Source organism: Williamsia sp. (genome assembly GCF_036566845.1).
GTDB lineage: Bacteria > Actinomycetota > Actinomycetes > Mycobacteriales > Mycobacteriaceae > Williamsia.
In genome coordinates, this window is record NZ_DATCVM010000136.1 from 42747 (window position 1) to 52901 (window position 10155).

Genomic DNA, 10155 nt, shown 5'->3' on the forward strand with positions numbered 1-10155 from the left:
AGAGCGACACAACACCATGGGCATCATCCTTGGCGAAAACCAGTACGGGAAAGCCGAGAACCGGGTGGTCCGGATCTACCGGGATTCACCGCGTCACGAGATCAAGGACATCAACGTCGGCACGTCGCTCCGTGGCGATTTCGCGGCCGCCCACTCCGACGGTGATCAGCGCAAGGTCCTTCCCACCGATACCCAGAAGCAGACCGCGTACGCATTCGCCAAGGAAAAGGGCATCGAGAGCATCGAGAAGTACGCCCTCGACCTCGCGTACCACTTTGTCGACAACAATTCGCCGGTCGACGGAGCCCGGATCGAGGTCGAGGAATACAGCTGGGAACGAGCGGTGGTCGACGGTGTCGAACACGACCACACGTGGGTCCGCAAGGGCCAGGAGGTCCGGACCGCGGACATCACGGTCGAGGGTAAGGGGGATGCTCAAAAGACCTGGGTGATAGGAGGTTTGAAGGATCTGGTGGTCCTCAAGTCAACCGGTTCGGAGTTCCACGACTTCCTCGAAGACGAATACACGATCCTCGAGCCCACCCGAGATCGGGTGATGTCGACATCGCTGGTGGCCAAGTGGCGCTTCACCACAACCGATGTGGATTGGGAGTCGGTCTACCCGGTGGTCAAGCAGATCATCATCGAAAAGTTCGCCACGGTGCACTCACTCGCGCTACAGCAGACCCTGTTTCAGATCGGCACGGCGATCTTGGAAGCGTTCGAGTACATCACGGAGGTCAGGTTGTCGGCTCCGAACATCCATCACTTCGTCTATGACCTCTCCCCCTTCGGCCTGGAGAACAACAACGAGGTGTTCAATGCCGACGACCGTCCCTACGGCTTGATCCAGGCCACGGTCACCCGCGACGACGCTCCGGACGCCGGCCCTTCCTGGACACCACAACGAGCCTGGCTGAGCTAGCCGATACCTGTCTCGTCACACCGCGGGTGCCGCGTGCACTATGGATGGATGAAGACGGTGCAATTGGTGGAGGTCGGTCCCCGCGATGGCCTGCAGAACGAGAAGACGGTGTTGCCGGTCGATGCCAAGGTTGAACTCATAAACCGCAGCGTTGCCGCGGGCGTGAAACGTGTCGAAGCCGTGAGTTTCGTGAATCCCGCGCGCGTTCCTCAGATGGCCGGCGCCGAAGAGGTGATGGCACAGGTCCCGCGGATCGACGGGGTTTCCTATATCGGGCTGGTGCTCAATCGTCGTGGCCTCGACCGCGCCCTGGCCACAGGTGTCGACGAGGTCAACGTGGTGGTGGTGTCAACGGACGAGTTCAGCACCAGGAACCAGGGGTGCACGGTCGCCGAGGGCGTCGCAGCATGGATCGACATCGCGGCAGCGGCACGGGCAGCGGGTGTGCGCACCACGGTCACCATCGCCACCGCCTTCGGGTGCCCATTTTCCGGCACCGTGGACGCCGCCTGGGTGACCGATCTGATCGGTCAGGTGGCCCAAGGGGGGCCGGACGAGATCGCATTGGCCGACACCATCGGTGTCGGGGTACCCGAGCAGGTTCGCACCCTCGCCGCAGGTGCGGCCCGCAGCGCGCCGGATGTGCCGTTGCGCTGGCACTTTCACAACACGCGCAACACCGGATACGCGAACGCGCTAACCGCACTCGAGCTCGGCGCCCAGGCGCTCGACGCCAGTATCGGCGGCTTCGGCGGATGCCCGTTCGCTCCGGCCGCGACGGGCAACATCGCATCCGAGGACCTCGTCTACGCCCTCGACCGATCCGGGGTCCACACCGGCGTCGAACTCGAATCGCTGGCCGAGACCGCGATCTGGCTCGGCGGCCTGCTCTCGAAAGATGTGCCCGGCCAACTCAACCGGGCGGGCAACTTCCCTCTCGTCTGATTCCACTCGCCCGATCCCGCTCGCCTGATCCCGCTCGCCTGACTGCCGAACTCCAGAGAATCGAGCCCCGTGGTCACCGACAGCACCCGGCGTGGGGCTAGACTCTCGATTGCAGTTGGTTTGACGCAGCCAGGTCATTCGCGGAACTCCGCGGAGATCGGCTGCCGATTCGAAGCGCCGAGGTATTCGGCGTGAGAGGGAACCCGGTGAGAATCCGGGACTGTCCCGCAGCGGTATACGGAATCGACCGCCGTCAGAGCACTGGGGGTCCCCCTGGGAAGCGACGGTCAGTAGGTTCGGCTCCGACGCCTTCACCGGCGCCGGGCCGAGAGCCGTGAGTCCGAAGACCTGCCGTCTGTGCCGGACACGCCGTGTCCGGCGGCTTGCCGCCTCGTGGACCGGGCGGGTTGGCGAAGACTGTGATCTCCGGGTGTCACGTTCGATGGCGCCGGGCGAGCTTCGGCGTACCCGTCTTCTGGTGGCAGACCTTCCGTGTGCACATTTGGAGGACGTCCGACGTGACTGCCGAATTTTTCACCACCACCATCACCGGTGCCGCCCGGATCGGGCCGAACCGTGAACTCAAACGCGCCACCGAGGCCTACTGGGCCGGACGGATCGACCGCGGCGAGCTGGAGTCGACCGCAGGAGCGCTCCGTCGCGACGGCTGGAGCCGCCTGGTCAGTGCCGGTCTCGACTCTGTTCCGGTCAACACCTTCTCCTACTACGATCAGATCCTCGACACCGCTGTCCTGCTCGGCGCGCTTCCCGAGCGGTACGCCACGATCACCGATGAACTCGACCGGTATTTCGCCGCCGCGCGTGGCAACAGCGAGGTGACACCGCTGGAGATGACGAAGTGGTTCGACACGAACTACCACTACCTGGTTCCCGAGATCAGCACTGACATCGTGTTCTCACTGAACCCGCAGAAAGTCCTGACGGAGCTTCGTGAGGCCCGAGCACAGAAGGTGCCCGCCCGCCCGGTGATCATCGGTCCGATCACATTCCTGTTGCTGAGCAAGGCCGTTGGGCAGGCGGCCGCACCGATCAGCCGAGTCGATGAGCTCATCCCGCTGTACGTCGATCTACTCGAAGAGCTGGCCGCCGCCGGTGCCGACTGGGTTCAGATCGACGAACCGGTCCTGTGTACCGACCTGACCGACGACGGCCTGGCTGCGGTCACCCGGGTCTACGACGCACTGGCCGCCGACTTCTCACGCCCGGCGATCTGTGTCACGAGCTACTTCGGTGAGCTCCGGGAAGCGTTGCCGCTCTTGGCCAAGACCAACATCGAAGCTCTGGGGATCGATCTGGTCAGCGGAGCGGCGGATGCGATCGCCACCGTGCCGGAGTTGGCCGGGAAGCATGTTGTCGCCGGTGTGGTCGACGGCCGCAACATCTGGCGGACCGACCTCGACAAGGCGCTGGCCACCCTCGGAACCCTGCTCGGATCCACCGGGTCCATCGCAGTGTCCACCTCCTGTTCCACCCTGCACGTTCCGTACAGCCTGACCCCGGAAGCGAATCTGGACGATGAGCTGCGGAGCCGGCTGGCCTTCGGCGACGAGAAGGTCGCCGAGGTGGTTGTGCTCTCGCGGGCGCTGCGCCACGGCCGAGATACGGTCAGCGATCAATTCGATTCTGCTGCAGCTTCACTCGCCACCAGGGCCACAGATCCTCGTCTGCACAATGGCGCGATCCGGGCACGGGTCGAGGCGGTGCTCGCCGGTGGTGTGGGCCGAGGTCCGGCTGCCGAGCGACTCGTCGCGCAAGAAAAGCGTCTCGACCTGCCGGTCCTGCCGACCACAACCATCGGTTCGTATCCGCAGACGTCTGCGATCCGGGTCGCTCGCGCGCAGCGACGCTCCGGCGACATCGACGATGTCGAGTACCTGCGGCGGATGAAGGCCGAGATCGCCCACGTCATCTCGCTGCAGGAAGAACTCGGTCTCGACGTCCTTGTGCACGGCGAACCGGAACGCAATGACATGGTCCAGTACTTCGCCGAGCAACTCGACGGGTTCTTCGCCACGGCCAACGGCTGGGTCCAGTCCTACGGAACCCGTTGCGTACGACCCCCGATCCTGTTCGGTGACGTCTCCCGGCCTACGTCGATGACGGTCGACTGGATCACGTACGCGCAGTCCCTGACCGCCAAACCGGTGAAGGGGATGTTGACCGGCCCGGTGACGATCCTGGCGTGGTCCTTCGTACGCGATGACCAGCCTCTGGACGAGACCGCCAATCAGATCGCGCTGGCCATCCGCGACGAGACCGTGGATCTGCAGGCCGCAGGCGTGGCGATCATCCAGGTCGACGAGCCTGCATTGCGAGAGTTGCTGCCGCTGCGGGCATCCGACAAACCCGAGTACCTGGAATGGGCCGTTGGCGCTTTCCGGCTGTCGACATCAGGTGTCGCCGACTCCACCCAGATCCACACGCACCTGTGCTATTCGGAGTTCGGTGAGGTGATCGGCGCGATTGCCGACCTCGACGCCGATGTCACGTCCATCGAGGCGGCCCGCTCGTCCATGGAGGTCCTCGACGATCTCAACGGGATCGGATTCTCGAACAGTGTGGGACCAGGCGTCTATGACATCCACTCCCCACGCGTACCGTCGACAGACGAGATAGCCAATTCTCTGCGACTGGCACTCAAAGCGGTGCCGGCACAACGCCTGTGGGTGAATCCGGACTGTGGACTCAAGACGAGGGGGCCGGTGGAGGTCAAAGAATCACTCCAGAACCTGGTGGCCGCAACCGTCCGGGTGCGGGGCGCGCTCGGCTGACACGCCACATGTGATTCCCCCCCCCGCTACCGGGACGTTGCAGCGTACAGGCAAATGCGCACGGTGCTGCCTGCAACGTCCCGGAGTGCGAACGCGATGGGTTTGGTCTCGAAGACGACGGGTCCTCGAAAAGGCGACCGCAGCGGTCCGATCCGTCGAGATCAGAATGCTGGCCGGTCTGACCGAGCCCGAGCGGTCAGCTGCGTTCCGAATCCTGCGGAGCATATGGCGTCCCTGCGGGGCCCAGATACGGACCGAATCTTCTAGCGACAGCTTGACGGGTGCCGTCTGGTCTGGACCCATCCCTGGATGAGCAACGGGTACCGCAACGCCGACGAAACGGGTGGTTGCGGTCTTGCCCTGGCGCATCATCGACCACTGGACCATGACCCGCCACGCCGATCTGTCGGAGTACGTCACCGAACCCGCCAAGCGGTAGAGACACGTTCGCCGGCGCCCTTGTCGGGACGCCGGCGAACGTGCTCGGGGCCAGGGTTATTCGAGTTCGACGAGTAGGTCTCCGCCTTCGACCTGCGAAACCGAGCTGATCGCAACACGTTTGACGATGCCGCCGGTCGGTGCGGTGATCGCCGCTTCCATCTTCATCGCCTCGATCGAACCGATCGCGCCACCGGCAGCGAGCTCATCTCCGGGTGAGACCACGATGGTGACCACACCACCGAACGGCGCGGCGATGTGTTTCGGGTTGCCGCCCTGGGCCTTTTCAGCCACCGATTCGGTGACATCGAGGCTGCGATCGCGTACCTGCACCGGACGCAACTGCCCGTTCAGGATGCACATGACCGTGCGCATACCCCGCTTGTCGGGTTCGCTGATCGCTTCCAGACCGATCAACAGCTCCACACCCGGTTCCAACTCGACACGGTGTTCATCGCCGTACCGCAGACCGTAGAAGAACTGGTTCGCCGACAACGTCGAGGTATCGCCGTACGCGGCCTGGTGATCCTCGTAATCTTTGGTCGGTCCGGGGAACAGCAACCGGTTCAACGTCTTACGCCGCGTCGCCGCATCGGTGGCCTGCAGGTCGGCGGTGTCCTGATCGGTCAGCGCCACTTCAGGTTTGGGTTCGGCCCGACCGGCCAAGGCCCGAGAGCGCAGTGGTTCGGGCCAGCCCCCGGCCGGATCCCCCAACTCCCCACGCAAGAACCCGATCACCGAACCGGGAATGTCGTAGGCGGTGGGATCATCAGCGAACTCTTTCGCCGACACTCCCTGCCCGACCAACGTCAACGCCAGATCACCGACCACCTTCGAGGACGGGGTGACCTTGATCAATCTGCCCAACATCCGATCAGCATCGGCGTAGGCACCTTCGATGTCCTCGAAGCGGTCCCCCAACCCCAAACCGATCGCCTGCTGCCGCAGGTTCGACAACTGCCCACCGGGGATCTCGTGGGTGTACACCCGCCCGGTCGGCGACGGCAACCCGGATTCGAACGGCGCGTACACCTTTCGCAACGCTTCCCAATACGGTTCCAGATCACACACCGCACCGAGATCCAGACCGGTATCGAACTCGGTATTGGCCGTGGCGGCCACGATCGCTGAGAGCGCCGGCTGACTGGTGGTCCCGGCCATCGACGCCGACGCACCATCAACCGCATCCGCGCCGGCCTGCCACGCCGCGTAGTACGTCGCCAGCTGTCCACCAGGGGTGTCATGAGTATGCACATGCACCGGCAGGTCGAAGTTCTCCCGCAACGCGGTCACCAACGTTGTCGCCGCCTGCGGTCGCAGCAGACCGGCCATGTCCTTGATCGCCAGCACGTGCGCACCCGCGGCGACGATCTGCTCGGCAAGGCGCAGGTAGTAGTCCAGGGTGTAGAGCTGTTCGCCGGGATCGGACAGATCCCCGGTGTACGACATCGCGACCTCGGCGATGGTGGTGCCGGTCTCGCGGACCGCATCGATCGCCGGCCGCATCTGATCAACATTGTTCAACGCGTCAAAGATCCGGAAGATGTCGATACCCGTCGCCGCCGCCTCCTTGACAAACGCCGAGGTGACCGACTCCGGATACGGCGTGTAGCCGACTGTGTTGCGGCCCCGCAGCAGCATCTGCAGGTTGATGTTCGGCATCGCTTCACGCAACTGCGCCAACCGATCCCACGGATCTTCCTTCAAAAACCGCAGCGCCACATCATAGGTCGCACCGCCCCAGCACTCCACCGACAACAACTGCGGCGTCGCCGCGGCCACGTATGGGGCCACAGCGATCAACCCCGACGTGCGGACCCGCGTGGCCAGCAACGACTGATGGGCATCGCGGAACGTCGTATCAGTGACCCCCAGTGCTTTCGACGCACGCAGATCAGCAGCGAAACCCTCCGGCCCCAATTTGAGCAGCCGCTGCCGCGATCCATCAGCGGGCGACGTGATGTCGATGTCGGGGAGCTTGTCGCGGGGATACACCGTCGCCGGTCGCTCACCGTGCGGCTTGTTGACAGTCACATCGGCCAGGTAGTTCAAAATCCTGGTGCCGCGGTTGGCCGAGACCCGCGAGGTCAGCAGCTGCGGACGCTGCTCGATGAACGAGGTGGTGACATTGCCTGCCTGAAAGTCCGGATCCTCCAACACCGCTTGCAGGAACGGGATGTTCGTGGCCACACCGCGGATCCGGAACTCTGCCACCGCCCGGCGTGCTCGCGCGACAGCAGTTTCGAAGTTGCGGCCCCGGCACGTCAGTTTCACCAGCATCGAATCGAAGTGCGCGGACACCTCCGCGCCGAGGGTGGCGCCGCCATCAAGACGGATGCCCGCCCCACCCGGGGTGCGGTAGGCGGTGATCCGGCCGGTATCGGGACGGAAGCCGTTGGTCGGATCCTCGGTGGTGATGCGGCACTGCAACGCCGCGCCCCGGATCTGCACCGTGTCCTGCGAGAGCCCGAGATCGGCGAGGCTCTGACCCGAAGCGATCCGGATCTGTGACTGCACCAGATCCACATCGGTGATCTCTTCGGTGACCGTGTGCTCGACCTGGATCCGCGGGTTCATCTCGATGAACACATGATTGCCGTTGCGGTCCAACAAGAACTCGACCGTCCCGGCACACGAATACCCGATCTGCCGGGCGAACGCCACCGCATCGGCGCACATCTTCTCCCGCAACTCCGGCGGCAAATTAGGGGCCGGCGCCAACTCGATGACCTTCTGATGGCGACGCTGCACACTGCAGTCCCGCTCGAACAAATGCATCACATTCCCGGAGCCGTCAGCGAGGATCTGCACCTCGATATGGCGGGGCTCGATCACCGCCTGCTCCAAAAACACCGACGCATCACCAAACGCCGACTTCGCCTCCCGGGCGGCAGCCTCGATGGCCTCGCGCAACTCGTCGATGGTTTCCACCCGGCGCATCCCCCGGCCGCCACCACCAGCAATCGCCTTGACGAACACCGGGAACGTCATCGACTCCGCCGCAGCCATCAACTCCTCAACATCATCGGATGCCTCCGAGGACGCCAACACCGGCAGTCCAGCTTCGCGGGCCGCCGCGATCGCCCGCGCCTTGTTCCCCGTCAGCTCCAACACCGCCGCCGACGGCCCGATGAACGTGATCCCCGCCGCCTCACACGCCGCAGCCAAATCCGGATTCTCCGACAAGAAGCCGTACCCCGGATAAATCGCGTCCGCACCCGCCCGCCGAGCCGCCGCGATGATCTCGTCCACCGACAGATACGCCCGCACCGGATGACCCGGCTCACCAATCTGATACGCCTCATCAGCCTTCAAACGATGAATCGAATTGCGATCCTCGTAGGGATACACAGCGACCGTCCCGGCACCCAACTCATACGCCGCACGAAACGCACGAATCGCGATCTCACCACGATTGGCAACCAGCACCTTACGAAACATCAACCCGCCTCCACCTTCATTCGCGCCGATCACTGCACCCCACCGTGGGGACCGGACAGAACCTTGCCCGGGCAGAACCTTGCATAGAACCCTACGACCCGCGAGCACCCTCACACATGTTCAGGCGGTGACTGTGCGCTGTTCGTAACCGCTGTACTCACTGAGCGGACGGATGAGCGCGTTGGATCCGGCCTGTTCAATGACGTGTGCCGTCCATCCGACAATGCGGCTCATGACGAAGATGGGGGTGAACGACCCGATCGGGAATCCCATCAGGTGATACGCGGGTCCGGTCGGGAAATCGAGATTCGGCTTGATCCCGGTGGCGTCGTCCATCGCCTTGGCCAGTTCCGCGGAGATCGCGAGCCAGCGTCCACCGTCTGTGACGGCGGCGACTTCCGCGAGCGCCGTGTTCATCGTCGGCACCCGGGAGTCACCGTTCTTGTACACCCGATGACCGAAGCCCATGATCTTGTCTTTGTTGGCCAGCTTCGTCGCCAGCCACTCGCCGACTCGCTCGGGCCGGTCGATGTCGATCATGTCGTGCATCACCGCTTCGTTGGCACCCCCGTGCAGCGACCCCTTCAATGCCCCGATGGCCGCGGTGACCGCGCTGTAGATGTCCGACTGGGTCGAGGTCACCACACGGGCGGCGAATGTCGACGCGTTGAAGCCGTGCTCGGCATAGAGCACCATCGACTTCTCGAAGGCCGAGACGATGGCAGGGTCCGGCACCTCCCCGAAACACATGTTGAGGAAGTTCTCGCTGTAGCCCAGGTGGCTGTGCGGGGCAATGGGGTCGAGGCCCTGCCGACGTCGCATGTCGGCGGCGACGATGGTCGGGAGCACCGCCATCATCCGCAGCGACTTGTCAAGATTCTCTGCGGTGTTGTCCTCCTCCGGATCCTCGGCACCGAGGTAACTGATCGCTGTGCGCACCACGTCCATCGGGTGACAGTTGTCGGGAAGCCGGGTGAGCAGGCCCAGTAGCCAGCGGTCGGCTCGGCGATACGCCCGCTCGCGCTGGGTGAACAACTGCAGTTGCCCGTCGGTCGGCAGCTCGCCGTTCCACAGGAGGTACGCGACGTCCTCGAAGCTGCACCGGGCGGCCAGATCCTGGACCGGATATCCGCGATAGGTCAGCGAGTTGGTTTCCTGAACGACCTTCGAGATCGCGGTCGTGTCGACCACCACCCCGGCCAATCCCTTGTGAATCGTTCGCTGGTGATCCGTCGCAGTCATCGTGTACCCCCCGGGATGGTGAAATCGAAGATGTTCTGGTCGAAAGTGTTGTAGTCGGGATAGCGCAGCACTTCGTAGAGGCGGCTGCGGTGCTGCATCGTGTCGAGCAGTCCGGATTGGGTTCCGGTGGAATCGATCTCGCGCAATCCCTGTTCGATGGCGAACATCGCGAGACGGAGTGTGGTCACCGGGTAGATGACGGCGTTGAAGCCGAGGTCCTCGAGTTGCTTTGCCGACAGCAGCGTGCTCTTTCCGAATTCTGTCATGTTGGCCAGCAACGGGATATCGACAGCCGCGCGAAAGGCCTCGAACTCGGCGGGGCCGGTGAGCGCCTCGGTGAAGATCAGATCGGCACCGGCGTCGGCGTAGGCC

Annotated in this window: 6 protein-coding genes, 1 pseudogene and 1 riboswitch; of the genes and pseudogenes, 4 read left to right on the forward strand and 3 right to left on the reverse strand. The window is 64.0% G+C overall.

Going from position 1 to position 10155, the window contains the following annotated elements; genetic code table 11:
- Nucleotides 1-16 precede the first annotated feature (16 nt).
- From pucL to VIQ49_RS13025, 4 genes and pseudogenes are all read left to right on the forward strand, one after another.
- On the forward strand, nucleotides 17-925 hold the full coding sequence (gene pucL / locus VIQ49_RS13010; protein WP_331885167.1) for a factor-independent urate hydroxylase: 909 nt from the start codon (nucleotides 17-19) through the stop codon (nucleotides 923-925).
- Nucleotides 926-973: 48 nt separating this feature from the next.
- Nucleotides 974-1870, forward strand: coding sequence for a hydroxymethylglutaryl-CoA lyase (locus tag VIQ49_RS13015; RefSeq protein WP_331885169.1), 897 nt, complete (start codon nucleotides 974-976; stop codon nucleotides 1868-1870).
- Nucleotides 1871-2010: 140 nt separating this feature from the next.
- Nucleotides 2011-2240, forward strand: a riboswitch (cobalamin riboswitch).
- Between the two features lie 148 nt (nucleotides 2241-2388).
- Nucleotides 2389-4662, forward strand: a complete 2274-nt coding sequence (gene metE / locus VIQ49_RS13020; RefSeq protein WP_331885171.1) for a 5-methyltetrahydropteroyltriglutamate--homocysteine S-methyltransferase — start codon at nucleotides 2389-2391, stop codon at nucleotides 4660-4662.
- Nucleotides 4663-4768: 106 nt separating this feature from the next.
- A pseudogene (locus VIQ49_RS13025) lies at nucleotides 4769-4975 on the forward strand (hypothetical protein); the annotation flags it as partial.
- A 182-nt stretch (nucleotides 4976-5157) separates the two neighbouring features.
- Here the strand turns inward: VIQ49_RS13025 and VIQ49_RS13030 are convergent.
- From VIQ49_RS13030 to VIQ49_RS13040, 3 genes are all read right to left on the reverse strand, one after another.
- The gene (locus VIQ49_RS13030) at nucleotides 5158-8541 is read right to left on the reverse strand and encodes a pyruvate carboxylase (protein ID WP_331885173.1); all 3384 of its coding nucleotides are present in this window, start codon (nucleotides 8539-8541) and stop codon (nucleotides 5158-5160) included.
- Nucleotides 8542-8661: 120 nt separating this feature from the next.
- Nucleotides 8662-9783: a bifunctional 2-methylcitrate synthase/citrate synthase gene (locus tag VIQ49_RS13035; RefSeq protein WP_331885174.1), complete on the reverse strand. Its 1122-nt coding sequence runs from the start codon at nucleotides 9781-9783 to the stop codon at nucleotides 8662-8664.
- Nucleotides 9780-10155, reverse strand: a 376-nt coding sequence (locus VIQ49_RS13040; protein WP_331885176.1) for an isocitrate lyase/phosphoenolpyruvate mutase family protein, incomplete at its 5' end; no start/stop codon positions are given. The genes VIQ49_RS13040 and VIQ49_RS13035, both read right to left, overlap by 4 nt.

Excerpts from the sequence above, each read along its gene's own strand:
- VIQ49_RS13030 (WP_331885173.1), bottom strand. The coding sequence starts at position 8,541 with ATGTTTCGTAAGGTGCTGGTTGCCAATCGTGGTGAGATCGCGATTCGT.
- VIQ49_RS13015 (WP_331885169.1), top strand. The coding sequence starts at position 974 with ATGAAGACGGTGCAATTGGTGGAGGTCGGTCCCCGCGATGGCCTGCAG.
- pucL (WP_331885167.1), top strand. The coding sequence starts at position 17 with ATGGGCATCATCCTTGGCGAAAACCAGTACGGGAAAGCCGAGAACCGG.
- VIQ49_RS13035 (WP_331885174.1), bottom strand. The coding sequence starts at position 9,783 with ATGACTGCGACGGATCACCAGCGAACGATTCACAAGGGATTGGCCGGG.